Below are 24,358 nucleotides of genomic sequence, written 5' to 3'. Positions count from 1 at the left end.
TTTATAGCTATATTTATAACTACAAAATCAATCACGACAGATTTAAGCTAAGTCTAGGTTTTGTATTGTTTATTTTTAATCTAAATTGTCGACATCGGCATAAAAAAAGTAACTATTCTTCAGCAATTCTACAGCTTGATCAAAATCTTCATGTTCATCCAACATATAAAATATGCCATCGAGCTTTGTATAGTCCGGATGATTTTTTGCTAACTGAATTTGGATCGTACTTCGTTCTGCTTGGCTGCGTGTTGCATAATGAGCAGTAAGTAAATCAAAATTGATGTCATTACATAGCGGCTGTTTTAAGGCAATGGCACCGCAATAATCATGTATTTCAGGTAATAAACGTAAGACTAAATCAGCTTCTTTGCTTGCCGCCACGATCAGCTCTGGGTCTGCGGTCTTACACAAGGCCAGTATTTCTGTTAATAGGGTTGTTTCATCCAGTGTATGGTCTAACACGATGACTTTTTGCGGTTGAGTTAAATCAAAGTCATTTATTAAAATCATAAAACCTCCTGAAAATAGAATGGTTATGCTTTATTTATCTGCGCTATAAATATGTAGTTGTGCTAAGTATCAAATCTAAAAAGTTACTAAAAATGGTTTTGGATAATGTGTTCAGTCTATGAGCGTTCTAAAGATAATCATGGTGTAGAAATGCAACATTTTCTGATTCGAAGCTCAGTTAAATATGAAATTGTTAAAATAGGGCGCTACACTTCATGCACATTGCTATATCTAATATACAAGCTTTGATTCGTAAAAGAATCGGCATCGCGACATAAGCTGTCGTTATTGATATCGATTGAATCATGAAAGTGAAATGATTAAATGTATTCGGACATATAGCGATAGCATCATATTCAAATGATTGATCACGAACTGTCAAAATGTCGTGTTTTGATGATTTAGTTAAGTAAAGTTTTGACTTGGTTAAATTTATACGTCGATGCTAGCGAGTTGAGGGCAGTTCCGTTAAAATGCTTCAAATTTCAGCAGTTCGTTAGAAGAAAATAAAAATATGAAATCTTTAATTACCTTAGGTAGTAAAACGTCACACGGTGGTGTGGTTTCAGAATGTGAACCTTCATTTGTGATTAATGGTATTGCGGTGCATTTAAATGGCATGAAACATTATTGCCCGAAATGTAATTCGACTGTGGCTGCGATCGCGGCAGATCAAAGTACAACGGTAAAGGGGCGTGGTGTTGTGGTTGCTGGAGATAAAACCACTTGTGGCGCAACCTTTTTACCAAATCAATCAATGGTCGGTTCACAAAAATAATCTGCATACTGACTTTTAGGTCATCTAGATAAGCTCTTCGAGTCCTGTTTAAATCGTATTGATCTCTTTATGATGGGTCATCATCAGTTGCTTGGATGAGTTTTACATGAAAAGCGCGATCCATTTTACCCATGCCAATGGTATTCCTGCCGCGAGTTATCGAAAGTTTTTATCTTACTTTGCACCGCAATTTGATGTGAAGGCGATTCCGCTTATTGGTATGGATGAGCGCTATCCGATCACCCAAGACTGGAGATATTTGGTCGAACAAGTCATTGCAGATATTGAACATCAATTTCCAAAACAACAAGTGATTGGGCTTGGACATTCTTTTGGCTCTTTAGTCACTCTGATGGCGGCTTATAAACGTCCAGATTTGTTTTCACAACTGATTATTATGGATCCACCTTTTGTCATCGGTCCTAAGTCCGCCATTTTTGAAGGCATGCAAAAATTAAAGCTCAAAACTGTCGATAAAATCACGCCTGCGGCGATTACGCTGAAGCGCAATGATCATTGGTCAAATTTGGATGAAGCCTATACGGCTCTGCGGAATAATCGTTTATTTAAAAGTTTTGATTCGCAGTGTTTTAATGATTATTTAGCACATGGACTTCAGGCTGATGAAAAACGCGGTGGCGTGACCCTCAGCATTCCAAAAGCCGTGGAAGCGCAAATTTTCCGTACAGTACCTGCATGGTGGTGGCGTACTCCACGTAAAGCCCCTCAAATGCCTGTACACCTGATCACGGCTGATGGCAGCCATTTTTATAAACAAGGTTTGCCTGACGGAATGAAGAAAACCTATGGTATAGATTATAGTGTAGTTGAAAGTGGACACATGTTCCCTCTGGAGCAGCCGAAACAGACAGCGCTACACGTCATGGAGTACTTACAGCATTAGAAAATTAATTTTGTTCAGAAAAAAGGAGACCTGAACGTCTCCTTTTTTCTGACCGTTAATTTTTATCGAATTTGTGCTTCGTCTAGATGGCGAGCGCCTTCCAAAATCATGCGAATCATAATCATGGTTTGTTCGGCAACTTCTTTGCGTTGTTCTGTCGGTAGATCAATGACTTTCGCACCCATGTTAAACACCAATTGGGTAATACCACGTGCCACGATGTCAGGGTGAGCCAACTTGCTCTGATTTAAACGTTCTAGGACGATTAAATCTTCTCTTAATTCTTGTTGGAAATAGTTAAGTTGACGCTCAACAGCATTTTTATAAGAATGCGAACCAGTGTAGCCTTCACGGAGTAACAGGCTTAAGTTGCCTTCATCGGCATCTAGCTGCTGAATAAATACTTCAACTGAACTACGAATAATACTGCTTTGGCGTGATGCTTGAAGGCGTGCTTCATGCAGAATTTGGCGTAACACACCGCCAGCTCGATCAATCAACTCAATGGCTAATTCATCAATATCTTTGAAATGACGATAAAAACTATTTGGAGCAATGCCAGCTTCACGTGCAACTTCACGCAAACTCAGTGATGAAATACTTTTTTGTGGACCAATTAAATTAAGCGCTGCCTGAAACAGTTCTTCCTTGGTAATCGTTGCTTTACGACCTACAGTACGAACTGTAAGTGGAGTTTCAGCTTCAGAATGTAATTCTTCCTGGTACATGTTAACCATATTCGTCTGTGCAGACTGAGTCATATTTTTTAATAGATTAAAAACGTTAACATATTATAGCGTCTGCTAATAGCTTTTGTGAAAATGTCGATTAAATGTACAATCATATATACATATATATATACATGTGTATAATAATTAAAAGCCTCCCATGAGTTGTATTTGATTATGCATGTACTCGAAAAAGCGAAAAAGCCTTTAAACGCACTCAAAGACAGTGTTGTAGACGTCAATGCGGTAAATTTCTGGTTGCAGAAATTTAATCCGTTATGGTCTGGTAATCAGGCTCTCGGCAAAATTGTACAAAAAGAAAATGCAGCAAATGAGATGGTCAGCCTAACTATACAGGTGAACCGTTTGTTTAAAATGGGTGTAGCTGGTCAGCATCATCCTGTTTTTGCTCGTGTAAATGGGATCCGTTACGAACGTACTTATAGTTTGACTCAGTTAGATGATCAACACGTATTGCTTAGCGTAAAAAAAGTGAATACGGGTATTGTGAGTACTTGGCTGGTAGAACAAGCGCAAGTTGGTGACATCTTAGAATTTGGTCAGCCTTTTGGTGATATGACTTTGGTGTCAAATTCTGCGCCGTTGCTACTATTGGCTGCGGGTAGTGGTATTACGCCAATGTTAAGTTTGTTGAAAGCGATGAGCAAAACTAAGCAAATTGCGGAGCAACCAATTCAGTTAATGTACTGGGTTAAGTATCACGATGATGCCGCATTCAAATTACGCTTCGAAGCTTTGGCAAATGAATATCCAAACTTTAAATTTCAAATTTTCTTTACCCAAGAAGAAGTTGCTGATCCACGATTAAATGCCGCTCACGCTGCTCAAATTGACGACATTGAGCACAGTACTGTGTTTGCATGTGGTCCATCGGGTTTCGTCACTCAGGCCGAAGCGTTATTTGATCATGCACAATGCTTTATGAGTGAAGCATTTAGCATGAGTCCAATTGCAACGGATGACATTGGCTTTGTGAATGTCACGCTTACGCAATCCAATAAAACCGTCAGTATTCCAAAAGGCCAATCAATTTTAGCCAGTCTTGAACAGCAAAATATCAAACCAAATCACGGTTGCCGTATGGGCATTTGTAATAAATGTGCCTGCAACAAAGTTGAAGGTTCGACTAAAAATATGGTCAATGGTAGCCAAAATAAAGAACCGGGTAATTTACTCAAAATTTGTGTGAACTCAGCACAGTCAGATCTCGTTATTGATTTATAAGGTAGAAAAAATATGAACATGCCTGTAAAAATTGAATATTTTAAAAATCCTAAAAACCGTGAGTTAACCCAATCGCAATTAGATGAACTTGCGCGTGAGCTTGACGCGATTAAGCAAGAAGTTTTAGATGACTTAGGTGAAAAGGATGCGAAATACATTCGTCGTGTGTATTCGACTATTCGATATTCATCTATGGCAGGTCGTGCATTATTGTTTGCAGGTTGGTTTCCGCCAGCGTGGATTTTAGGCACAGGTCTTTTAGGTTTTGCCAAAATCATGGAAAACATGGAATTAGGTCATAATGTCATGCATGGTCAATATGACTGGATGAATGATCCTAAATTCAATGGTCAGACTTATGAATGGGATATCGTGGGTACTGCAGATAACTGGCGCCAAACTCACAATTTTAAACATCATACCTATACCAACATTAAAGGTATGGATGATGATATTGGTTATGGTCTCGTTCGTTTGTTCCCAGAACAGCGTTGGAAGCCGGGCTATCTATTACAACCGATTTATAGCATTCCATTTTGCTTATTGTTCCAATGGGGTGTTGCCATTCAAAACCTTGAATTGGGTAAATACTTCAAAGGTCGAAAAACCAAACAGCAGACCAAAGAAGAATGGAAGCCAATGCAAGCCAAAATCGGCAAGCAATTATTTAAAGACTATGTGTTCTTCCCGCTTATTGCAGGGCCGGCAGCATTACCTGTGCTCACAGGGAACCTCGTTGCGAATGGTCTTCGTAACATTTGGACGTTTAGTATTATTTTCTGTGGTCACTTCACCAAAGATGTTGAAGTTTTCCCGAAAAAAGTACTTGAAAATGAAAGCCGTGGACATTGGTACATGCGTCAAATCCGTGGTTCTTCAAACCTTACTGGTTCAGAAGCATTTCACATTTTGACAGGGCATTTAAGCCATCAGATCGAACACCATTTATACCCTGATGTTCCTGCGCGTCGTTATCGTAAAATGGCGCCAAAAGTACAGGCCGTATGTGAAAAATATGGTTTGAACTATAACAACGCAAGTTTAGTGAAACAGTACGGCAGTGTACTAAAACGTATTGTGAAATATGCGTTTCCATTTAAAAAGTAATAAACGCTACACTAAATTTACGGGAAAAAAAGCCATGCAATTGCATGGCTTTTTTATATTAACTTTGGGGAAAATATTTATTTCAATTTTTGATATGTAATTTGAGGATCTTAATCAAATTCATATAATTTCCTTTTTTAGCCATACGAATGACCAATTCAATTTCTTCTTTCGTCCACATCTGGCGAGTGGCTGAGAAGGCAAATTGAGCAAGGAGAACAAATGGATTTTCGCCAAATTTAATATGGAGGCCTTTGACATATTTCGGTGGATTGAATTGATTCATATTCTTTTCCCGCTTTTAATATTTGACCGCATTATTTCTAATTAATGAGAAAAATAGCACACTATAAAGTCAAAATAAAAGCAGAATTTTCGAAATTTACCCATATATTAGAGCGACTTAAATTTAAGATTGTGATTGTTAACTTTGATTAATAAACCAAACTAAATTACTCGACTTTAGTCGAGCTCTGGCAGGCGCTTATCCTGTCCATTCATGAAATGGTGGGTGGCCAATTCAAACATGGCGAGGTCTTCATCGCTATTTCCATAGGCATAAACATGCTCGTAGTCTTGAAGGTTAAATTGCTCCAAAACGCGAATTTTCTTTTGCTCACCACTACAGTCTAAGGTTTGATACAAACCAGTCAGTATTTGGTCATTGGCTGCTGTTTCGGTACAAATCAGTTTGACCCCAAGCTTTTTGGCCACAGGTTTAAGATATAAATCGACGGATGCAGAAACCAATACGACTTCATGACCGCGTTTTTGGTGTTGCTGTAATTGTTCATACAGTGAAGGATTGAGTTCTGCCATCAAATGTTCAGCATATTGCGCTGCTTGATTTAAAACCTGCTCATGATTGGCTTGGCTAAACATTGCGGCATATAGGCGAGGACGCATTGCATGTGCAGGATATAGCTTGAGATAATAGCCTTGAATCCAAGGGAGAATTTTAATCCCTTGGCGCACGATATGCCTTTTAGGCAGGGAATAGAAGATGAACCCTGTAAAACTGTCTTTGTTACACAGGGTTCCGTCAAAATCAAATAAGGCTAAAGTTTTAGGTTTTTGATGCGGCGCATGCATGTTTGATAACGTCCATCGACTCGTGTGGCAAACCAATTGGTATTGTAATCACGGCTTAATTTCGGCCCAGAAATTACGACTTCAGGCATCATGGCATAAAATGGTTCTTTTCCGGTCTTTTCTTGGTACAACTTTTTGACCGCTTTATACGTCAAAGTATCTTCGAAGTCCTGATCTTTTTCTTTTTTAAGATCTGAACGAATTTGACGTGGCGTCGCAATCACATTGTTTTCTGCAAAAACGGCAATCAGCGCGGTTTCCGATTGGCTTTTAGCTGAACGTGGAGAACCATCTTTATTATAAAGTAAGAGGTCACCATCTAAGCCGAGCTCAGCAGGGGTTAAGTCATTCAACATGCTCTGGAATGCTGCATTACGACTTGAATAACGACCCGAGTTATAATCTGCAAAACGATAAATCGGTTTGTCATATTCAGCCGGGTACATCATTAAACGGTGGATGCCATAATACAAACCGCCATATTGGCTATACATGTCTGTGCGTAGTGCCGCAATATTTCCACCTTGGCGTTTGTGGTCTTTGGCATAGCCTATATGGACTTGCATCGAACCCAAAGTAGTAATTGGGTTGAGCTTTTCACCAATATCTTGTCCAACCAGTTTCGCCGCGCCTGTTAATGCACTCACGTGATAATGTTTAGACATATAGTCAAAAATTTCACGATATAGCTCGTCTAGCTCACGTTCAGTTTGAACACGGCGCATTTGGCTGAGATAGTTATCTTCTGGACTCGGTTGATTTTTTAATACATCTTGGAAATAGCCAGCGACTGTACCACCGATGCCATCACCCAATTTATCTTTAAACTTTTCTTCAAGACGATCTTGAACTTCTTTGACGGCTTTTTCACCGAGTCCCGGCACATGTGGGTCAGCAACAAAATTGGACTCTTGATCGACCACAGCAACAATCGTACAGACATTTTCTTTCGTGGTAGGAATACCGAGCTGATCACTAATGTCGTAGATATCATTGGCCCATGACAGGCGTTCATTCACGCGAGGTGGAATGGCTTTTTTAATCTGTTCAGCATCCATAGTGGGTTCATCTTTGCTCCACCATGAACCATTACCACAGGCAGCCAAGCCAATGGATAAAGCCAGTACAGAAAGGGATTTAAAGCATAATGTGGTCGAAAAAGTTTTGTTCATATTTTCCAATAAACTCAGCCATATGGGGGCGACAAAGCAGGAGCAGTATACTATGCAAAATACATAAGTAATGAATAAATATGTATATGCCTCATAGGGGACTGTCAATCTATTTATGGAGATCTACGCGTGTAAAAACAAGCAGTTCTGTCAGGATGATTGGAAAAAGAATGCTTTTTGAGCTAAATAGATGAATATTCCAATATCATTTTCAACAGATTATAAAAAATGAAGGTATATACTAGCTGAAATCCATAATTTTTTAAGGGGATTGTTATGCCTGCTAAATTTTTCAGTCGTTTCTTAGGTTTGATTGCGTTAGTTATGGTATTGGGGGCAATCGTTATAAACTTTGTTGTGGCTAAACCGATGGTGGAATATTGGATCTTACTCTTACTACCTTGTTTTGCTGTTCCAATTTTAACATCTGTGATGATCACGAAGGATGAAAATCTTTAAGATCATCGTTCAGTAAATTTATATTTCAATCCAATAGATGATGAATACTCAGTCTGTGCAAAAAAGCTCACATCGGGTGGGCTTTTTTGTGAATTAGCCAAAAGTCTTTTATACTATGCAAATGAGAAAGTTAAAACGTCAGCACAAATTAACGGTATCAACCGTGATTTGGTCAACGGAACAAGATGCAGAGTTGATTGAACATGCAGACTTAGCAATGCCTGAGTTAATCCAGCGCTTGGGATTTTGTGAAGAAGATATTTTGCAAAGAAAAGAAATATTAGGTTTAAACCGGCGGGCACGACAAATTCAACGTTTATATTTTAAATAACAGATGTCAAAGTGATTGTATACTGTGACAAACATAAAATGTCTGTGAATTTAATAACCCACAAACTGTGGGCTTTTAAATTTTTGCTCAATTATTTTGTAACAGCTTCAGAAGCAGGTACCGCTTCAGTTGCGTCTTGAGCAACTTCAGTAGATGCAGCAGCTTCAACTTTTTGTTCTTCAGCAGCAAATGTAGTTGCAGCCGCCGTAGAGATAAGTGCAGCAAAAAGTGCTTTATTTAAAGTTTTCATGATTCAATCTTCAGTCTATTTTTGGAAAAAACAACTTAATGTATTAATCATGATAAAAGTGTAATTAAAATGGGTTGTTATGTGGCTAGATTGTGAACTTTAACGAAAAATTTATCACAATAAATCAATGGCTTGAAATCCATCACAAAATAATATGTGTCATTCAAATATCGTTTAATATTTTAAAGACTTTAAAAAAAGAAAAACCCGAATAAATCGGGAAGTGTATTTTACGTTGTTATTACAGCGAAACTTACACACTTTTCGCTTAATAACAATTTATCGCACAATTATGACGCCATGATGAAACGAAGGTTATTCAGCAGGGCATTCAATTTTGAGTTTTTCTTTGTAATAGTCCTGTGCAATCTTCAAATCATTCAACATTTTATCTTGAGTATAGTCTTGGGCTGCGAGTTTGAGCATGGCAGGCATGTAGTTAGTTTTATATTCATGAGGGTAGTCATGACATAAGACTTGTGTTTTTTCCTTGATAGATGTGCTTGGGGCATCTAAAACATCAAGGTATTGACTGATTTGCGCATCTGACTGCTCAAATTGTTGAGTCGCTTGTTCCGTTGTTAAATCAGCGTTTTGGCTTTCAGCTACAGCCACCTCGTCATTGGGTTGTTGGCAGGCAGTCAGAAAAGTAGCGAAAAATATAAAAGAGAGAATTTTCAATTTTTTCATAAAGTTCAACTCACTGATGTGAATTTATAGATTTAAGTTTTCAATGATTTTAGCAGTATCCCTCTATAGTAACACCTGTACAGGCAGATCTGCTGAAAGTCTGATGTTGAATCGATAGTGTGTTAGCTAGAAGGTATATTCATAACTTTCAACGACTCTTAAGCAAAAGCGTAGAAATTTTTGTTTGGAATTACTAAACTATCGCATTGCAAATTTGCCGTCCAATTCCGAAGCTTCAAATTCCTCAATTTAAGCGTTGAACGATGTTGATGTTCATTGTCATCATTCAATTGCATAATCATTGCCATAAAACGTTTTTTCGCTCAACAGATTTTGCGAATATACATTTGAATTTAGCATTGTTAAAAGTGGCTTGGAAGATTTCGAATGTGGTTCGCGCATCATTTGCTAAATATAGCTAGAGGTTAAAACATTGAGTCAACATCCTGTCATTCAAGAATTATTCGATCGTCCCATCGAGAGAAAACTGTGGGTGGCACCTATGGCAGGGGTTACAGATCGCCCATTTCGTACCCTTTGCAAATACTTTGGCGCAGGTCATGCTGTCAGTGAAATGATGACGGCAGATAAGACCTTACGCATGAGTAAAAAGAGTCTTTATCGTGCCAATTTTGATGGTGAAATAGCGCCTATTTCTGCTCAAATTGCAGGGTCAGATCCAGCTGAACTGGCTGAAGCTGCACGCTATCAAGTGGCAAATGGTGCGCAAATTGTCGACATTAATATGGGGTGTCCAGCGAAGAAAGTCTGTAATAAATTGGCAGGTTCAGCGCTACTCAAAGATGAAGACTTGGTGGCTCGTATTTTAGATGCTGTGGTCGAAGCAGTTGATGTGCCTGTGACCTTAAAAACCCGTTTGGGCTATCTCAATGGTCATGAAAACATTATGCGCGTTGCGAAACGTGCCGAAGAAGCAGGGATTGCTGCATTGGCGCTTCATGGTCGTACACGTGAAGATATGTATCTGAATACGGCGCGTTATAGCTTAATTAAAGATGTGAAATCGTTGATCAATATTCCTGTGATTGCCAATGGTGATATTGATACACCTGAAAAAGCCAAATATGTACTGGATTATACCGGTGCCGATGCAGTCATGATTGGCCGTGCAGCTCAAGGTCGCCCATGGATATTCCGTGAAATAGGACATTACCTGACGACAGGTGAGCATATGGCGGCACCAAGTATTATGGAAGTCCGTGACGTATTGCTCGGACATTTATCTGAGTTATACGGTTTTTATGGTGAATATTCAGGTTGTCGAATTTCACGCAAACATATTGCTTGGTACACCAAAGGTTTACGTTCTAGTAATGAGTTCCGCCAAAATATGTATAAAGTTGAATCTACAGCAGATCAATATAAAGTCGTCGAGAACTATTTTAATCACTTACTTGATCATGGTCAGATCATGAGTGATGTTCAAGTTGATCAGGTCAACTTGCTTGAAACCAAGTAACTGAAAGCCAAACGAAATATGTTCAATTCGATACAATGTAGGTCGATATTTAAGTTAGTTAGATTTATTGAAATGGATTAAAACTAATTTATTTTAAATGATTTGAAATCAGTATCTAATAAAAAGCCCTCGTTTTAGAGGGCTTTTTTAGGCATTCATGTTTGAATGACGCGTAGAGCTAAGTTTTAGTTGAAGCGCATTTCTAAAACCAATTGATTGATCAAGTCAGGTGCTTCCAATTCACGTATTTGAGAGACATTGGTTCCCGCCCAATAAGCACCATATTCATGTACACCATGCTTGCTAGCAGCGGCATGTAATTGTTTGCCTAAATCATAGCTATATGGGTAAGCCGGGACGGTCGGGCGAGTAGGTGTGTCAATATCTGTGTGCCAGTTATTGATAATGCCACGAGCAGGGCGGCCTGAAATACTTGATGTAATCTGCGTGATGGGTGCATCAAATAATGCTTTGCGATAAGCTTCATTTGCATTTGATGTTTTGCATTGCACAAAAGCAGTGCCCAATTGAACAGCATCTGCACCCAACTCCATAATTTGATAGGCCTGATGTCCATTCATAATACCACCAGCCGCAACGACTGGACATTGAATATGGCGTTTCAAGAGCTGAACCAAGTCACGTGTCTTAACGCTACTATCAAAGTTTTCATTGAAAATGCCACGGTGACCACCAGCTTCAATACCTTGAGCAATCACGATATCAATCCCTGCAGCTTCGATCAGTTTAGCTTCTGCTAAGTTGGTTGCAGAAACTAGAGTCAAGATACCCGCTTGTTTCAAGGCTTGGATTTGATGTGGATGTGGAATACCAAAATGGAAGCTTACCGCTTTAGGGCGCGTTTCCAGTAAGAGGTTTAGAAAATGGTCATTATCTTTAAAGCTTGGATAAATACAGTTCAGTGCTTCTGGAGCTTCTGCATTATATTGAGCAAAGCGTGATTTAAATTGCATGATCCATTTGGCAGCAACTTGTTCATCGAGTTCTACTGTGTCATGACAAAAAAAATTGACCTGAAAAGGTTGTTCAGTGAGTTCTTGAGTTTGTAATATTTGTTGACGTGCATTTTCAACACTGCTTGCACCTAAACCCAGTGAACCAAGTCCACCTTGATTTGACACTTCTGCAGCAAGTTCAGGTGTAGAAACACCTGCCATTGGGGCAAGAAATATAGGGTGTTTGATGCCAAGTTTTTCTAATAAAGTCATGTGCATACTCCAATCACTCTAAATACTTTGCCCAAGCGAGTGAAATTAAGCAAATAATATTCGTTATTTCTTATCAAAATGGTCTTGAGCCTACACCAATGCTGTACTTAAAATTAAGCGACACCTCATGTCGTATTAATGATGTATGACCCGACTTTTGACGGGGATACTTTTAAAATAGTGCTGTGTTCACTTTAAATTTTATAATTCTCCCATGTCTGAACGTATCCGTGAAAAACTGCAAATTTTAGCCGATGCTGCCAAATATGATGTCTCATGTTCTTCGAGTGGTAGCAAGCGCCAAAATAAAGACAAAGGTCTGGGTAATACTGGAAACGGTATTTGCCATAGCTATACAGAAGATGGTCGCTGCGTTTCGTTATTAAAAATTCTATTTTCCAATGTCTGTATTTTCGATTGTGCATATTGTGTGTCCCGTCGAAGTAACGACGTAAAGCGCGCAGCATTTACGGTACAGGAAGTGGTCGATTTGACTATGAATTTTTATCGTCGGAACTATATTGAGGGGCTATTTTTAAGTTCGGGGATTTTTAAATCGGCGGATTACACCATGGAACGTATGTTGCAGGTGGTAAAAAAACTGCGTTTAGAAGAAAATTTTAATGGTTATATTCATCTGAAGACCATTCCGGGGGCATCTCAGGAAATCATTACCGAAGCAGGTTTATATGTTGACCGTATGAGCATTAATTTAGAAATGCCGACAGAAGATGGTTTGAAAAAATTTGCACCTGAAAAAAGTCATGTCGAAGTCCAAAAAGACTTAGGTATTGTGCGAGATCGTTTGATTCAATTCAAAGATGAACGAAAAATAATACGCACAGTCCCCAAATTTGTACCCGCAGGACAAACGACGCAAATGGTGGTGGGCGCACATCAAGAGTCTGACCGTGATGTCATACTGATGGCAGACCGTCATTACAAAGAGTTTAAGCTTAAGCGTGTGTATTACTCAGGTTATATTCCAATTAATGAAGAGGAGCGTGCGCTGCCAGCTGTGGGGTCTGCGCCACCTTTATTACGAGAAAATCGGCTGTATCAAAGTGACTGGTTAATGCGTTTTTATGGGTTTGAAGCGACGGAATTGGTCGATGAAGAACATCCAAATTTAGAATTGGACATTGACCCTAAATTAGCGTGGGCACTGCGTCATCCCGAGCAATTTCCCGTGGATATCAATCGTGCTGAACATCAAATGATCTTACGTGTGCCGGGCATCGGTGTGCGTTCTGCTAAAAAAATTGTTCAAGCACGACGTTTTGGTAAAATTCATATCGACCAATTAAAACGTATGGGTATTTCCTACAATAGGGCGCAGCACTTTATACGCTGTGAAGATTCACCTAAATTTATTCGTGAACAACAGCCTCATCAAATAAGACAGCAGATTTTGCAAAGTGGCCAGTCGAAATATACGCAGCAAGTTTCTCCACAATTGAACTTCGGTTTTTAGGATACAGTCGTGAGTATTTATGTCTTTGATGGCACGATGACAGGATTGTTAAGCTGTGTTTTTCGGGCCTTTCAATTTAAGCAATTTGACGTTCAGATTTGTACAGATGGGCAAGTGCAGGCAGGTCTTTTCGCCGAAGTCATTGATGTGGCTAGTCACGATGAACAAGCACAGCGGGTATGGCAAGGATTAAAGCTTAAAGCATCTGAAAGTGCTTTGAAGCAGTTTTATTATGCGTTTTTATCCGAGCAGCAGCAGGCTTTTCAGCATTGTTTTAATTTTGCGATTTATGTGTTCCAGCAACAGCGTGATGTGTCTAAAAACTATGGCCATGCTGATGTATTAGGGATGAGCCAGTGGGCGAAGCAAGTGGGGCGTGAAAAGCACCGAATGGAAGCTTTTGTGCGTTTTAAAAAATGTCAGGATGGCTTGTTTATCAGTTTAGTCTCACCTGACTTTAATGTATTGCCTTTGATCGAACGGCATTTCAAATCACGCTATCAAGATCAACGTTGGCTGATTTACGATGAAAAACGAAATTATGGCATTTATTATGATTTAAAACAGGTGCATCAAGTGGATATGGATGCCACAACCATAGATAGGCAAATACAATCAGGCCATAGTCAATCCTTTAATATCGAACTGGATGATGATGAGGTTTTGTATGATCAGCTTTGGAAAGATTATTTTAGAAGTGTCAATATTGAAGCCCGACGTAATATGAAATTACATGTGCAGTATGTGCCACGTCGTTATTGGCGTTATATGAATGAAAAAGCGATTTAGGTGCGAATCATCTAGCAATTTTCGGGCATAATGATTGCGCTTTTGATTGTTTAAGTGAGACTTTGATGAAATTATTTCTTGTTACAACCGTTCTGACGGCAATGACGCTCACGGCGTGTTCTGCAAATGAGCAAGAAAAGAAAACATTCGATCCAAAAAGTTATCAAGTTGCCGATGCTGCTGGATTACAACTACGCTTTGAACAATTAAATCAAACTCTAGCTATAGATTTTAGCCAACTGAAAAAAGTAGAAAGTTTGGCTTTTTCAGACCAATCCGCTTTAGATGTTCATAACTTAAAAACTTTAAATCAGCATTTTGTTGCCAACACCGCTTTAAAAAGCTCAAAAATTGCCTATTGCGAAGTAATGAATCATTATTTTGCCGAAATGTATCATCTCGGACATGTGAACTTGGCCTTGGTGAAAGACGTTAAACTACCAAATGCCGCAAACGAAGATTTGAGTCAGGTATTTGCGAATGCAGACCAATTTTATGATTTTATTATCAACCGCTATACCACATATAAACAGGCACAAGAAACCATGCAATATGGTTGTAATCTAAAAGCCGCACTAGCAGATTAAAAAAAGCCCCTCAATGAGGGGCTTTTTTTTACAGAAATTAGCAGCCTGTTAACTTTTCCGGTTGTGGACGTTCGCCAGGGAAGAAGATTGGACGTAGTTTGACGCCGATACCGTTCCCAATGAAGGCAAATATTAACCATAACCAGCCATGCAAACTACCTGAAGCAATACCACTGAAATATGCACCAATGTTACAGCCGTATGCTAAACGTGCGCCATAACCCAACATCAAACCACCGATCACAGCCGCTAGCAGTGAACGTTTTGGAATATTAAAGTTTGGTGCAAATTTACCAGCTAGGCTTGCTGCGAGTAAGGCACCGAGCATGATGCCGAAATTCATCATCGACGTGATATCAAACCATAATGATTCGGTCAGTGCCTTGGCATTTGCAGGTTGCTGCCAATATGCCCAAGATGCAACATCGATCCCTATGATACTTGCTGATTTTGCGGCCCAAACGGCTAAGGCAGAGGTCACGCCCCAAGGACGGCCCGCAAGTGCGAGTGTGGCAAAGTTCAGTAAAGTCAGGATAATTCCGCCCCAAACCAATGGCCATGGACCACGTAGAAAGCGTTTCCAGCCGTGTTGGTTAGCTTGCGGCTCTACTTCAAGCTGACCATGGCGTTTCTTTTCAAAGTAAACTGTTGCTGCGGCAATCAATGCAAAGAGCACAAAGTTTAAAACCAGTGCAGGGACTACACCAAAGCTTTTGACTAAAGAAATCGGTTCAAAGTGGGGAAGGTCAAACCACCATTGAATATGTGAAGTTGCAATCAATGAACCTGTACAGAAGAAGATCAGCGTTACAATCATACGTGCGCTACCTGCGCCCACAGTGTACAGGGTCCCTGATGCACAGCCGCCGCCAAGTTGCATACCAATACCAAAAATAAAGGCACCGATCATCACGGACATTGAAACAGGATTAACGTTACCTTTGACTGGGTTGCCAAATAATTCACCCGCACCTAAAGCAGGGAAGAAGAGCAATACAGCCAAAGCCAACATGATCATTTGTGCACGCAAGCCACGACCACGACGCTCTTTAATAAAGACACGCCAACTCGAGGTGAAACCAAAAGACGCATGATAAAGCGTCATACCCAAAGCACCACCAATTAAAAATAGCAATGCTTGGTTAACGCCTACAACCAGATAAGCACCAATGGTGCCTAAAATTAATAAAACAAAAGCCACCCAAATCGATACATTGGATCGATTGGCTGGCGCAGCAATAACAGACATGGAGAAAAAAAGCTTAAAAAATGTATTTCTATTTTACGGTTTTCATATATTGTAAAAATTAATATTGTTTAGAATTTACACAATCATTGCTGTGTATAATTGATTTAATATATTTAAAAAACTGATGAAGTGGGCATTAAACTGGATTTACATTAAATAAAGAACCAATCCAACTAGAAAAAAGCATGGCTGCAATGCCCCAAAGCGCAACACGTAGACTGCCTTTCAACATAGAAGTGCCAGCTGCATAACTGGCTAAAGCACCGAGGAGTGCTAGGGAAATCACGCCAACGGCCATAACAGTTTTTTCAATATGCATGTCAGCACTGATCAAGATCGCAACCATCGGAAATAGTGCACCAATTGAAAATGCTAAAGCCGATGAGAGTGCTGCTTGAACGGGTTTTGCTGCGGTATTGTCATGGATTCCAATTTCATCTCGGGCGTGGGCTTCAAGTGCATCATGTGCAGTTAATTGGACTGCGACTTCATGGGCCAGTGTAGGCTCTAAACCACGTTGAATATAAATTTGGGTAAGTTCTTTAAGTTCTAGCTCAGGGTTCTTTTGTAGTTCTTTATGCTCCATGTGAAGATCTGCTTTTTCGACGTCTTCTTGAGATTTCACAGAGATATATTCGCCCGCCGCCATAGAGGTTGCACCAGAGATGAGTCCTGCAATGCAGGTAATGAGTAAGGTATGGCTAGAAGCACCACTTGCAGCCATGCCCATAATTAAACTAGTAACGGAGATAATGCCATCATTTGCACCGAGTACAGATGCACGTAGCCAACCCGTACGTTCCATAAAATGTTTTTCGGCATGATGTGAGTAAGACATTATTTTCTCTAAGTTTGTTATTTATATGACCTCATAAGATTGACCTGATATCAGTTAAATTTCAAGTTAAAAATGGATTGAACCAACACGTTGAACAAAAGACAAATATAAAAAAAAGCACCCGAAGGTGCTTTTTTATAAAATGCTTATTGCTGCGCTTTTTCTTTCACGTCAGCTGCACCTTGTTCAACAGCACCTGCTGTTGCGGCAGTTGCGTCTTTAGCTGCTTCTTTGGCATTGTGTGCAGCAGCTTCAGCATTTTCTGCAGCATTATCAACAGCAGTCGCTGTCGCAGTTGCCGCATCTGAAGTTGCATCAGCGATGTCATGGCCTGCTTGGTCAGCAGCGTTTTCTAGGTGTTCACCAGTTGTTGCACCTGTTTCTGGTGCTTTGTCTTTATTACAGCCAACAAGTGCAACAGTTGCAGCCAAACCTAAAGCAACAAGTAATTTATTCATTTTGATCTTTCCTTTTGTTGTTATGCCCGTAGCATGGGCTGAATTTATATTAGCTGAAAAAATATTCGATATTTGATCAAAAATTGTTGATTTAGTGTAATTTTATCCAGCTTATTTTGTAGTTTAAAAGGCTTTATATCTGCTTATAACGTTAAGGGTTTTGACTAAATAATTCTTCAATTGAAGTCACAAGTAGATAGATAAATTCACTGTCATCATGGCGCCATAAATATATTTCTTCCCCCAATTGTGTATCGTCTACCGTACGCATCAATAAATAATCGCCATCGCCGTTATGTGCAATAGCAATGCTGTTTTCAGGGAAGTCTTCTATTTCACTTATGGATTGATGTTCTACGGCTAGATGATTCATCATACGCTTTATTCTTTTCACATCGCTGGTGTCTTGGAAGGGAAAAAGCCACCATGCTTCGATGTCATCACCATCTTTAAATTCATCCGCGCTAGAAAAGCTAATGCCGAATTCGCCACCATTTTCAATTTGCATTTTGACTTTATATTTTTCTGGAAACTTAAATCCTAATTGTTCTTCAGTTGCAGTAATAAATTTTAAGTCTAATGGAAAGGGCATGATGTTGTTCTTAAATTATTTTGGTGTTTTATGAATAAGCTAGGCGTAAATTTTAGTCAATATTTTTTACACTCGTTATTTTTATTCTAGATGATTTAGTTATGGACATATGGGGCATAAAAAAGCCTGCAATCAATGCAGGCTTTTTTGAGAAATTAATCTATTAAGATTAAAGACCAGCAGATGCTTTAAGCGCTTCCACTTTGTCAGTTTTTTCCCATGTAAATGCGGTATCAGAACCTTCACGACCGAAGTGACCATACGCAGCAGTTTGTTGGTACATCGGCTGGATCAAGTTCAACATACGAGTAATACCGTATGGACGTAAGTCAAAGTGTTCACGTACAAGTGCAATAATCAAATCCTCAGATACTTTTGCAGTATTGAATGTGTTGATCGAGATAGATGTTGGTTCTGCAACACCAATCGCATATGACACTTGAATTTCACATTTGTCAGCTAGACCAGCAGCCACAATGTTTTTAGCAACATAACGGCCTGCATAAGCAGCAGAACGGTCCACTTTTGATGGATCTTTACCAGAGAACGCACCACCACCGTGACGAGCCATACCACCGTAAGTATCTACAATGATTTTACGGCCTGTTAAACCACAGTCGCCTACAGGGCCGCCAATCACGAACATACCTGTTGGGTTGATGTGGAATTTAGTGTCTGCATGGAACATTTCAGCAGGAATCACTTTTTTCACGATTTCTTCAATTACCGCCTCTTTCAATTGAGCTTGGGTAATTTTTGGATCGTGCTGAGTTGAAAGTACAACTGCGTCTAAGCGAACTGGCATGCCGTTTTCATAAGCAAATGTTACTTGGCTTTTTGCATCAGGACGTAACCAAGCAAGTTTGCCTTGTTTACGTAGTTCAGCTTGTTTTTCCATTAAGCGATGTGCATATGAAATCGGTGCTGGCATAAGCACATCAGTTTCACGGCTTGCATATCCAAACATTAAACCTTGGTCGCCTGCACCTTGATCTTCAGGTTTTTGACGGTCTACACCTTGAGCAATTTCAGGTGATTGTTTACCGATCATGTTGATCACGGCACAAGTTGAACCATCAAAGCCAAGATCTGAATGATGATATCCGATACCATTTACGGTATTACGAACAATCGCTTCAAAGTCAACATTTGCAGTTGTTGTGATTTCACCGGCAAGTACAACCGCACCCGTTTTTACAAGCGTTTCACAAGCAACCCGTGCATATGGGTCTTCTTTTAAGATTGCATCCAAAATAGCATCACTGATTTGGTCAGCCATTTTATCCGGATGGCCTTCGCTTACAGATTCCGAGGTAAATACAGCGTACTCGCGCATAAGTCCTATCACAGTTAAATTTAAAGACGCAATATGTTACATCGAGAAAGCGTTTAGGACTAGCTTAACATGACCAAATTGGATGAAATTAATTCATTTCAATGACTTTTTAATTGATATAGGCATCTAAAAAATTGATATGAGCTATGGATTTATCAATTTAATTTTTTATGATGAGATAAAATTGAGATATTTTTGTTTTGGCACAAGCAACAATGTGATTAGGCGTTAAAATGCCTAAAGTGGCATTTTAAGTGAATCAATTATAAGAAAAAATCAAATCAATATCCTGAGATTTATCAATAATGAATGTCATGAACTGCCAGAATATGACTGTAAACGACAATTATTCGTTTAATTTGAAAAATAAAACACAATAAGTACGCGCTTTTGAGACTTGGTACGCAAATTGCCTATTTGTCATTACGTTGAATGGGGAAACGTAATGAAACAGTCTGGTTTTACACTCATTGAAATCATGATGGTAGTGGCAATTATCGGCATTTTGGCTGCAATTGCTACTGTATCTTACAATGGCTATGTCGCTCGGGCGCAAGTAGCTGAAGTATTAACAATGATTTCACCCTATAAATTGAAACTGATTGAAAATTATTCAGAGGAACAAAGCTGTGTAGATTTGAATACAGCGCTGAATGAAAGTATCAGTACCAAATATATTGCGAGTAGTGACATTACTGATGTGGCAGGAACGTGTTCAGTGGTTTTTACGTTTAAATCAACAGATGTCAATTTTGCTCTTCGCTCAAAGCAGATCTATTTTAATATTCCAGATGATTTAAATGGTGCTTGGAATTGTCAATCGGATGATATTTCGCAGCGAAATTTACCTGCTACATGTCGTGGGATCTAAAGTATTGAATGTGAAACCGTGAGTATATTGGATAAGTGCTGATTTCACAGGGATGAGTATGCTCTTAGAGTTTCACAAACATTCATAGGTTTCTTTATTGAATATATTTCATATTTCTAATGGTCATTTATCTGGATCGTCTTTGGCTGCTATTTATATTCACAATTTCCATTCGATGTAGCGGACTTTTATCAGTTATGAAGCGGTTGCTTTCTCTGCCAAACTCTAAATATGCATTGCGCTGTCATTGATTCGCCATATAAAAGCGTCACTGTATACAAAATAAACGACATGCATAGGCTTGAAATTGAGCAATAAGCGCCCAAAATACAGGTGGTGCAGGAATAATTAGCGAAAATTTGCCCCTGAGGCTTTACCCATTCCGCTTTTTTTAAGACAATATGCGCATCTTTGAATTCTTATTCATCTTACTCTTTTAAACCATTTGTTTGGACTCTGACCTATGACAACCCCGCTTAACGAACGTCGTATTGCAAACGCAATTCGTGTATTGGCAATGGATGCTGTGCAAAAAGCAAATTCAGGACATCCAGGTGCTCCAATGGGGATGGCAGATATTGCTGATGTGGTATGGCGTGAATTCCTCAACCACAACCCTGCAAACCCACAATGGGCAAACCGTGACCGTTTCGTATTGTCAAACGGCCATGGCTCTATGTTGCAATATGCGTTATTGCACTTAACAGGTTATGACCTGTCTATTGAAGATTTAAAATCTTTCCGTCAATTGCATTCTAAAACTCCAGGTCACCCAGAATTGGGCTATGCACCGGGTATCGAAACAACGACTGGTCCATTGGGTCAAGGTATTGCAAACGCTGTAGGTTTTGCACTTGCTGAAAAAACTTTAGCGGCTCAATTCAACAAAGAAGACATCACAGTTGTAGATCACAACACTTACTGTTTCTTAGGTGATGGCTGTTTAATGGAAGGTGTTTCTCACGAAGCATGTTCATTGGCTGGTACTTTGGGTCTAGGTAAATTAGTTGTTTACTACGATGACAACGGCATCTCGATTGATGGTGAAGTAGAAGGCTGGTTCTCTGATGATACAGAACAGCGTTTCCTTGCATACGGCTGGCAAGTACTTAAAGTTGACGGCCATGATGCAGATGCAATCCGTGCGGCAACTGTTGAAGCAAAAGCTGAAACTGCAAAACCGACATTAATTATCTGTAAAACCATTATTGGTTTAGGTTCGCCAAACAAACAAGGTAAAGAAGATTGCCACGGTGCGCCGCTTGGTAATGATGAAATCGCATTGACTCGTGAAGCTTTAGGTTGGACTGAAGGTCCATTTGAAATTCCTGCTGATGTTTATGCAGCTTGGGATGCAAAAGCCAAAGGTACTGCTTCTGAATCTGCTTGGAACGACACATTTGCTGCTTATGCTGCTAAATATCCAGCAGAAGCAGCTGAACTAAAACGTCGTCTTTCTGGTGACCTTCCTGCTGACTTTGTTGCAAAAGCGGATGCTTATATTGCAGAAGTAAATGCAAAAGCTGAAACCATTGCAACTCGTAAAGCTAGCCAAAATGCCATTCAAGCATTTGCACCACAGCTTCCAGAAATTCTAGGTGGTTCTGCTGACCTTGCAGGTTCTAACCTGACTTTATGGAAAGGCGCAGAAGGCGTTGAATCTAACCCAGCGGGTAACTACGTTCATTACGGCGTACGTGAATTCGGTATGACTGCAATTGCGAACGGTGTTGCACTGCATGGCGGTTTCGTTCCTTATGTAGCAACATTCCTGATGTTTATGGAATATGCGCGTAATGCAGTACGTATGTCTGCATTGATGAAACAACGTGTAATTCATGTGTATACCCATGACTCAATTGGTCTAGGTGAAGATGGTCCTACACACCAACCTGTAGAGCAAATTGCATCTTTACGTGGTACACCAAATCTGAACACTTGGCGTCCATGTGACACTGTAGAAGCGTCTATTTCTTGGAAATCTGCGCTGCTTCGTTCAGAAGGCCCTACAGCATTAATCTTCTCTCGTCAAAACTTGCCATTCCAAACTCGTACAGCAGATCAAATTGCTGACGTTGCGAAAGGCGGTTATGTTCTTGCAAAAGAAAAAGGTGAATTGAAAGCAATCATCATTGCGACAGGTTCAGAAGTTTCATTGGCAATGGATGCTTACGCACAGCTTGAAGGCGTACGTGTTGTTTCTATGCCATGTGCTGAAGAATTTGTAAAACAAGATGCTGCTTACCGTGAAGCGGTTCTTCCAGCTGCGATCCGTGCGCGTGTTGCTGTTGAAGCTGCGCATGTGGACTACTGGTGGAAATTTGTAGGTCTTGATGGTCGTGTAATCGGTATGACGACTTACGGTGAATCTGCTCCAGCAAAAGACTTGTACCAACACTTTGGTATTACTGCTGATGCTGTTGTTGCTGCTGTGAAAGAAATTACCGCTTAATCTGTAAAGACTAACCGTAATAAAGACGCCCCAGAGAAGGGGCGTTTTTTATTGCAGAGATTAAATTTATTTTTAATTGTGAAATAACGATTTGTAACGAATGAATTAAAGCATTGGTTTAAAATTAATTCATTCATGCAGTATTCAGCCACGGGTGCAATGTTGCCCCAAGTGAGGAAACGATGAGCCTTTATGATCAGATAAATGATGAAATTGTACTGATGGATGCTGGTGAACAGAAATGGATTGGCACAGACTTAGAGCTTGAAGCCATGGTTGCAGTAGAGTTGATGTTGCAAGATTTGCAAGAAGACAAAGTGATTAAGATTCGCCGCAAGAACCATGAAAAGCATACAGGTTTAAAGCAGGTAGATCGGATCTTGGTTGAAAAGCTATAAGCTGAATGGTGAAAAAGCCCGATTGTTCGGGCTTTTTATTTGCCTATTTTTTCTAAAACAGATAAGAAAAATTCTAATCAAAACTCATTATGCTTATAAAAGAGCGCATTAAATACAGTGTTTTAAACACATGAAGCTTTATTTCAGTTATAAAAATCCAGTGATCATTTAAAAAGACATCAAACGTGCAAATACAGATTAAAAATTTAACTGAAATTTCAAAAAGCCAATGGCAGCCGCTTTGGGAGCTGTATTTAAAATTTTATAAAAGTCAGTTGGCGGATGCAGTGACCGAGCGAACGTGGCAGAGGTTACATGCTGCTGAGTGCGAACATATGTATGGCTTTGCAGCTGTGATTGATCAACAAGTGGTTGGGATCGTACATGTCATTGAACATGAGAGTTGCTGGACTCTGCAGCCTTATGCCTATTTGCAGGATTTATATACCCTTGAAGAATTTCGCGGGCAAGGCATTGGCAAAGCGCTGATCGCGAAAGTGAAAGAATATTGTGATCAGCGGCAGTGTGACCGTGTGTATTGGCTCACACATCAGGATAATGAAACAGCGCAAAAGCTCTATGATCAAATCGCGAAAAAAACAGGGTTTATTCAATACCGCTGTCATTAAGTCAATGTAAAAGGCTATTCCAAATCAACAGCAGCTCTTGCGTGAAAAGCTGCTGGGTCTAATTATTTAAGCTGAAACTTTAAAGTTTTTAGCTGAGTCTGCTTCTTGCTGAATGATCCATTCGCCACCTACGCGGAATGATGATGCTGAGGCATAGGTATCTTCCATAAATTGGAAAAAGCTGATTAAACCGTTTTGAACTTTGGCTTTAATCGAAAAAGGCGAGGTGAAAGTATTTTTTGCATAGACTGAAGTGTAGGTGAATTGACCAAATACAGCTACAGTTTCATCTTCAGCGATCATATCCGTGATTTGAAAGTCGTCGATATTCCAGTAGGTCCCGACGTTGGCAAAGGTATAAATATAAATGTCTCTGCCTGTGCCAGACCCAGCCCACGGCTCAATTTGTTTCAGTTCTGGGTTGCTGAAGTTTAAGGAAACATATGCCGCGTCTTCTGCAACCAGCAGCTGAGTTGCATTTTCGACGAGTTCTTTTGAAGTATTCATAAGAAATGCCAAAACGACATCTTTGGGCGTTTTAGTATTTAAGGCTTTTTCAATAGCCAGCGATTGTTCTGTCATTTTTGGGTACTCAGATTTTTATGATGTCTAAAAATCTTAAGTGGATTTGTTTAGAAAACCTACGACTCTGATAGGTTGATGTTTTCTAAATTTAGGATAAATAACTCATGGATCAATTAAATTAT

28 protein-coding genes are annotated in these 24,358 nt (G+C 39.6%); 14 read left to right on the top strand and 14 right to left on the bottom strand.

Annotated elements, in window-relative coordinates; translation table 11 throughout:
- Positions 1-75 precede the first annotated feature (75 nt).
- Positions 76-513 (bottom strand): hypothetical protein, encoded by a 438-nt coding sequence (locus FTU75_RS04150; RefSeq protein ID WP_180054494.1) that lies wholly within the window; start codon positions 511-513, stop codon positions 76-78.
- Positions 514-1,027: 514 nt separating this feature from the next.
- On the opposite strand from FTU75_RS04150, the gene FTU75_RS04145 reads away from it, so the two are divergent.
- Positions 1,028-1,291, top strand: coding sequence for a PAAR domain-containing protein (locus FTU75_RS04145; RefSeq protein ID WP_078193592.1), 264 nt, complete (start codon positions 1,028-1,030; stop codon positions 1,289-1,291).
- A 106-nt stretch (positions 1,292-1,397) separates the two neighbouring features.
- Positions 1,398-2,195 (top strand): alpha/beta fold hydrolase, encoded by a 798-nt coding sequence (locus FTU75_RS04140; protein ID WP_180115213.1) that lies wholly within the window; start codon positions 1,398-1,400, stop codon positions 2,193-2,195.
- A gap of 62 nt (positions 2,196-2,257) precedes the next feature.
- Here the strand turns inward: FTU75_RS04140 and fabR are convergent, their stop codons facing one another.
- Complete coding sequence (fabR, locus tag FTU75_RS04135; protein ID WP_373684140.1) at positions 2,258-2,932, bottom strand: HTH-type transcriptional repressor FabR; 675 nt, start codon at positions 2,930-2,932, stop codon at positions 2,258-2,260.
- Positions 2,933-3,100: 168 nt separating this feature from the next.
- Here fabR and FTU75_RS04130 point away from each other — a divergent pair, with 168 nt between their 5' ends.
- Both FTU75_RS04130 and FTU75_RS04125 read left to right on the top strand, forming a co-directional pair.
- Positions 3,101-4,168 (top strand): ferredoxin reductase, encoded by a 1,068-nt coding sequence (locus tag FTU75_RS04130; RefSeq protein WP_180115212.1) that lies wholly within the window; start codon positions 3,101-3,103, stop codon positions 4,166-4,168.
- A 12-nt stretch (positions 4,169-4,180) separates the two neighbouring features.
- On the top strand, positions 4,181-5,275 hold the full coding sequence (locus FTU75_RS04125; protein WP_078193588.1) for an acyl-CoA desaturase: 1,095 nt from the start codon (positions 4,181-4,183) through the stop codon (positions 5,273-5,275).
- An 82-nt stretch (positions 5,276-5,357) separates the two neighbouring features.
- On the opposite strand, the gene FTU75_RS04120 is transcribed toward FTU75_RS04125, so the two are convergent.
- The 3 genes from FTU75_RS04120 to FTU75_RS04110 form a co-directional block, all read right to left on the bottom strand.
- A complete protein-coding gene (locus FTU75_RS04120) occupies positions 5,358-5,561 on the bottom strand; it encodes a hypothetical protein (RefSeq protein ID WP_180003812.1) in 204 nt (67 codons plus the stop codon).
- 176 nt (positions 5,562-5,737) lie between these two features.
- Positions 5,738-6,367, bottom strand: coding sequence for an HAD-IB family hydrolase (locus FTU75_RS04115; RefSeq protein WP_180115211.1), 630 nt, complete (start codon positions 6,365-6,367; stop codon positions 5,738-5,740).
- The gene (locus FTU75_RS04110) at positions 6,334-7,539 is read right to left on the bottom strand and encodes a DUF1615 domain-containing protein (protein ID WP_180115210.1); all 1,206 of its coding nucleotides are present in this window, start codon (positions 7,537-7,539) and stop codon (positions 6,334-6,336) included. Before FTU75_RS04110 ends, FTU75_RS04115 begins: the two co-directional genes overlap by 34 nt.
- A gap of 276 nt (positions 7,540-7,815) precedes the next feature.
- Between FTU75_RS04110 and FTU75_RS04105 the strand changes: the two genes are divergently transcribed.
- Positions 7,816-7,998, top strand: coding sequence for a hypothetical protein (locus tag FTU75_RS04105; protein ID WP_078193584.1), 183 nt, complete (start codon positions 7,816-7,818; stop codon positions 7,996-7,998).
- 115 nt (positions 7,999-8,113) lie between these two features.
- Positions 8,114-8,329, top strand: a complete 216-nt coding sequence (locus FTU75_RS04100) for an acyl-CoA thioesterase (RefSeq protein ID WP_306669978.1) — start codon at positions 8,114-8,116, stop codon at positions 8,327-8,329.
- Positions 8,330-8,420: 91 nt separating this feature from the next.
- Here the strand turns inward: FTU75_RS04100 and FTU75_RS04095 are convergent, their stop codons facing one another.
- Both FTU75_RS04095 and FTU75_RS04090 read right to left on the bottom strand, forming a co-directional pair.
- Positions 8,421-8,579 carry a hypothetical protein gene (locus tag FTU75_RS04095; RefSeq protein ID WP_180115209.1) on the bottom strand — a complete coding sequence of 53 codons (159 nt, stop codon included), beginning with the start codon at positions 8,577-8,579 and terminating at the stop codon, positions 8,421-8,423.
- Positions 8,580-8,894: 315 nt separating this feature from the next.
- The gene (locus tag FTU75_RS04090; RefSeq protein ID WP_111883847.1) at positions 8,895-9,269 is read right to left on the bottom strand and encodes a hypothetical protein; all 375 of its coding nucleotides are present in this window, start codon (positions 9,267-9,269) and stop codon (positions 8,895-8,897) included.
- Between the two features lie 475 nt (positions 9,270-9,744).
- Here FTU75_RS04090 and dusB point away from each other — a divergent pair, with 475 nt between their 5' ends.
- Entirely contained in the window at positions 9,745-10,749 is a 1,005-nt protein-coding gene (gene dusB, locus FTU75_RS04085; protein ID WP_265734189.1) for a tRNA dihydrouridine synthase DusB, read from the top strand.
- Positions 10,750-10,934: 185 nt separating this feature from the next.
- Here the strand turns inward: dusB and FTU75_RS04080 are convergent, their stop codons facing one another.
- Positions 10,935-11,978, bottom strand: coding sequence for a nitronate monooxygenase family protein (locus FTU75_RS04080; RefSeq protein ID WP_180115208.1), 1,044 nt, complete (start codon positions 11,976-11,978; stop codon positions 10,935-10,937).
- A 214-nt stretch (positions 11,979-12,192) separates the two neighbouring features.
- Here FTU75_RS04080 and FTU75_RS04075 point away from each other — a divergent pair, with 214 nt between their 5' ends.
- The 3 genes from FTU75_RS04075 to FTU75_RS04065 all read left to right on the top strand — a co-directional run bounded on the left by FTU75_RS04075 (position 12,193) and on the right by FTU75_RS04065 (position 14,828).
- Positions 12,193-13,452, top strand: a complete 1,260-nt coding sequence (locus FTU75_RS04075; RefSeq protein WP_180115207.1) for a putative DNA modification/repair radical SAM protein — start codon at positions 12,193-12,195, stop codon at positions 13,450-13,452.
- Between the two features lie 9 nt (positions 13,453-13,461).
- Entirely contained in the window at positions 13,462-14,241 is a 780-nt protein-coding gene (locus FTU75_RS04070; RefSeq protein WP_180115206.1) for a TIGR03915 family putative DNA repair protein, read from the top strand.
- Positions 14,242-14,306: 65 nt separating this feature from the next.
- Positions 14,307-14,828, top strand: coding sequence for a hypothetical protein (locus FTU75_RS04065; protein WP_180115205.1), 522 nt, complete (start codon positions 14,307-14,309; stop codon positions 14,826-14,828).
- A 37-nt stretch (positions 14,829-14,865) separates the two neighbouring features.
- On the opposite strand, the gene FTU75_RS04060 is transcribed toward FTU75_RS04065, so the two are convergent.
- The 5 genes from FTU75_RS04060 to metK form a co-directional block, all read right to left on the bottom strand.
- Positions 14,866-16,077 (bottom strand): YeeE/YedE family protein, encoded by a 1,212-nt coding sequence (locus tag FTU75_RS04060; protein WP_180115204.1) that lies wholly within the window; start codon positions 16,075-16,077, stop codon positions 14,866-14,868.
- 136 nt (positions 16,078-16,213) lie between these two features.
- Positions 16,214-16,915 carry a VIT family protein gene (locus FTU75_RS04055; RefSeq protein ID WP_180034757.1) on the bottom strand — a complete coding sequence of 234 codons (702 nt, stop codon included), beginning with the start codon at positions 16,913-16,915 and terminating at the stop codon, positions 16,214-16,216.
- A 146-nt stretch (positions 16,916-17,061) separates the two neighbouring features.
- On the bottom strand, positions 17,062-17,373 hold the full coding sequence (locus FTU75_RS04050) for a hypothetical protein (RefSeq protein WP_180115203.1): 312 nt from the start codon (positions 17,371-17,373) through the stop codon (positions 17,062-17,064).
- Between the two features lie 151 nt (positions 17,374-17,524).
- Positions 17,525-17,965 carry an SMI1/KNR4 family protein gene (locus FTU75_RS04045; RefSeq protein WP_180115202.1) on the bottom strand — a complete coding sequence of 147 codons (441 nt, stop codon included), beginning with the start codon at positions 17,963-17,965 and terminating at the stop codon, positions 17,525-17,527.
- Positions 17,966-18,134: 169 nt separating this feature from the next.
- Positions 18,135-19,301, bottom strand: coding sequence for a methionine adenosyltransferase (gene metK, locus FTU75_RS04040; protein WP_078188779.1), 1,167 nt, complete (start codon positions 19,299-19,301; stop codon positions 18,135-18,137).
- Positions 19,302-19,746: 445 nt separating this feature from the next.
- Between metK and FTU75_RS04035 the strand changes: the two genes are divergently transcribed.
- The 4 genes from FTU75_RS04035 (at position 19,747) to FTU75_RS04020 (ending at position 23,651) form a co-directional block, all read left to right on the top strand.
- Positions 19,747-20,172 (top strand): pilin, encoded by a 426-nt coding sequence (locus tag FTU75_RS04035; RefSeq protein ID WP_180115441.1) that lies wholly within the window; start codon positions 19,747-19,749, stop codon positions 20,170-20,172.
- Positions 20,173-20,635: 463 nt separating this feature from the next.
- Positions 20,636-22,624, top strand: a complete 1,989-nt coding sequence (gene tkt / locus FTU75_RS04030) for a transketolase (RefSeq protein WP_180115201.1) — start codon at positions 20,636-20,638, stop codon at positions 22,622-22,624.
- Between the two features lie 182 nt (positions 22,625-22,806).
- Complete coding sequence (locus FTU75_RS04025) at positions 22,807-23,022, top strand: hypothetical protein (protein WP_078188774.1); 216 nt, start codon at positions 22,807-22,809, stop codon at positions 23,020-23,022.
- A 185-nt stretch (positions 23,023-23,207) separates the two neighbouring features.
- Entirely contained in the window at positions 23,208-23,651 is a 444-nt protein-coding gene (locus tag FTU75_RS04020) for a GNAT family N-acetyltransferase (protein ID WP_180115200.1), read from the top strand.
- Positions 23,652-23,717: 66 nt separating this feature from the next.
- Here FTU75_RS04020 and FTU75_RS18375 read toward each other — a convergent pair whose 3' ends face one another.
- Complete coding sequence (locus tag FTU75_RS18375; RefSeq protein WP_180115199.1) at positions 23,718-24,233, bottom strand: nuclear transport factor 2 family protein; 516 nt, start codon at positions 24,231-24,233, stop codon at positions 23,718-23,720.
- Between the last annotated feature and the right edge of the window lie 125 nt (positions 24,234-24,358).

Source organism: Acinetobacter sp. YH12140 (genome assembly GCF_013418475.1).
GTDB classification, from domain to species: Bacteria; Pseudomonadota; Gammaproteobacteria; order Pseudomonadales; family Moraxellaceae; genus Acinetobacter; species Acinetobacter amyesii.
The sequence above is the reverse complement of the archived record's forward strand: the minus strand, read 5'-3'. Positions and strand labels throughout refer to the sequence as shown.

What these genes read in the sequence shown, in the direction of transcription:
- FTU75_RS04150 (WP_180054494.1), bottom strand. Translation starts at nt 513, where the DNA reads ATGATTTTAATAAATGACTTTGATTTAACTCAACCGCAAAAAGTCATC.
- FTU75_RS04145 (WP_078193592.1), top strand. Translation starts at nt 1,028, where the DNA reads ATGAAATCTTTAATTACCTTAGGTAGTAAAACGTCACACGGTGGTGTG.
- FTU75_RS04140 (WP_180115213.1), top strand. Translation starts at nt 1,398, where the DNA reads ATGAAAAGCGCGATCCATTTTACCCATGCCAATGGTATTCCTGCCGCG.
- fabR (WP_373684140.1), bottom strand. Translation starts at nt 2,932, where the DNA reads ATGGTTAACATGTACCAGGAAGAATTACATTCTGAAGCTGAAACTCCA.
- FTU75_RS04130 (WP_180115212.1), top strand. Translation starts at nt 3,101, where the DNA reads ATGCATGTACTCGAAAAAGCGAAAAAGCCTTTAAACGCACTCAAAGAC.
- FTU75_RS04125 (WP_078193588.1), top strand. Translation starts at nt 4,181, where the DNA reads ATGAACATGCCTGTAAAAATTGAATATTTTAAAAATCCTAAAAACCGT.
- FTU75_RS04120 (WP_180003812.1), bottom strand. Translation starts at nt 5,561, where the DNA reads ATGAATCAATTCAATCCACCGAAATATGTCAAAGGCCTCCATATTAAA.
- FTU75_RS04115 (WP_180115211.1), bottom strand. Translation starts at nt 6,367, where the DNA reads ATGCATGCGCCGCATCAAAAACCTAAAACTTTAGCCTTATTTGATTTT.
- FTU75_RS04110 (WP_180115210.1), bottom strand. Translation starts at nt 7,539, where the DNA reads ATGAACAAAACTTTTTCGACCACATTATGCTTTAAATCCCTTTCTGTA.
- FTU75_RS04105 (WP_078193584.1), top strand. Translation starts at nt 7,816, where the DNA reads ATGCCTGCTAAATTTTTCAGTCGTTTCTTAGGTTTGATTGCGTTAGTT.
- FTU75_RS04100 (WP_306669978.1), top strand. Translation starts at nt 8,114, where the DNA reads ATGCAAATGAGAAAGTTAAAACGTCAGCACAAATTAACGGTATCAACC.
- FTU75_RS04095 (WP_180115209.1), bottom strand. Translation starts at nt 8,579, where the DNA reads ATGAAAACTTTAAATAAAGCACTTTTTGCTGCACTTATCTCTACGGCG.
- FTU75_RS04090 (WP_111883847.1), bottom strand. Translation starts at nt 9,269, where the DNA reads ATGAAAAAATTGAAAATTCTCTCTTTTATATTTTTCGCTACTTTTCTG.
- FTU75_RS04080 (WP_180115208.1), bottom strand. Translation starts at nt 11,978, where the DNA reads ATGACTTTATTAGAAAAACTTGGCATCAAACACCCTATATTTCTTGCC.
- FTU75_RS04075 (WP_180115207.1), top strand. Translation starts at nt 12,193, where the DNA reads ATGTCTGAACGTATCCGTGAAAAACTGCAAATTTTAGCCGATGCTGCC.
- FTU75_RS04065 (WP_180115205.1), top strand. Translation starts at nt 14,307, where the DNA reads ATGAAATTATTTCTTGTTACAACCGTTCTGACGGCAATGACGCTCACG.
- FTU75_RS04060 (WP_180115204.1), bottom strand. Translation starts at nt 16,077, where the DNA reads ATGTCTGTTATTGCTGCGCCAGCCAATCGATCCAATGTATCGATTTGG.
- FTU75_RS04055 (WP_180034757.1), bottom strand. Translation starts at nt 16,915, where the DNA reads ATGTCTTACTCACATCATGCCGAAAAACATTTTATGGAACGTACGGGT.
- FTU75_RS04050 (WP_180115203.1), bottom strand. Translation starts at nt 17,373, where the DNA reads ATGAATAAATTACTTGTTGCTTTAGGTTTGGCTGCAACTGTTGCACTT.
- FTU75_RS04045 (WP_180115202.1), bottom strand. Translation starts at nt 17,965, where the DNA reads ATGCCCTTTCCATTAGACTTAAAATTTATTACTGCAACTGAAGAACAA.
- metK (WP_078188779.1), bottom strand. Translation starts at nt 19,301, where the DNA reads ATGCGCGAGTACGCTGTATTTACCTCGGAATCTGTAAGCGAAGGCCAT.
- FTU75_RS04035 (WP_180115441.1), top strand. Translation starts at nt 19,747, where the DNA reads ATGAAACAGTCTGGTTTTACACTCATTGAAATCATGATGGTAGTGGCA.
- tkt (WP_180115201.1), top strand. Translation starts at nt 20,636, where the DNA reads ATGACAACCCCGCTTAACGAACGTCGTATTGCAAACGCAATTCGTGTA.
- FTU75_RS04025 (WP_078188774.1), top strand. Translation starts at nt 22,807, where the DNA reads ATGAGCCTTTATGATCAGATAAATGATGAAATTGTACTGATGGATGCT.
- FTU75_RS18375 (WP_180115199.1), bottom strand. Translation starts at nt 24,233, where the DNA reads ATGACAGAACAATCGCTGGCTATTGAAAAAGCCTTAAATACTAAAACG.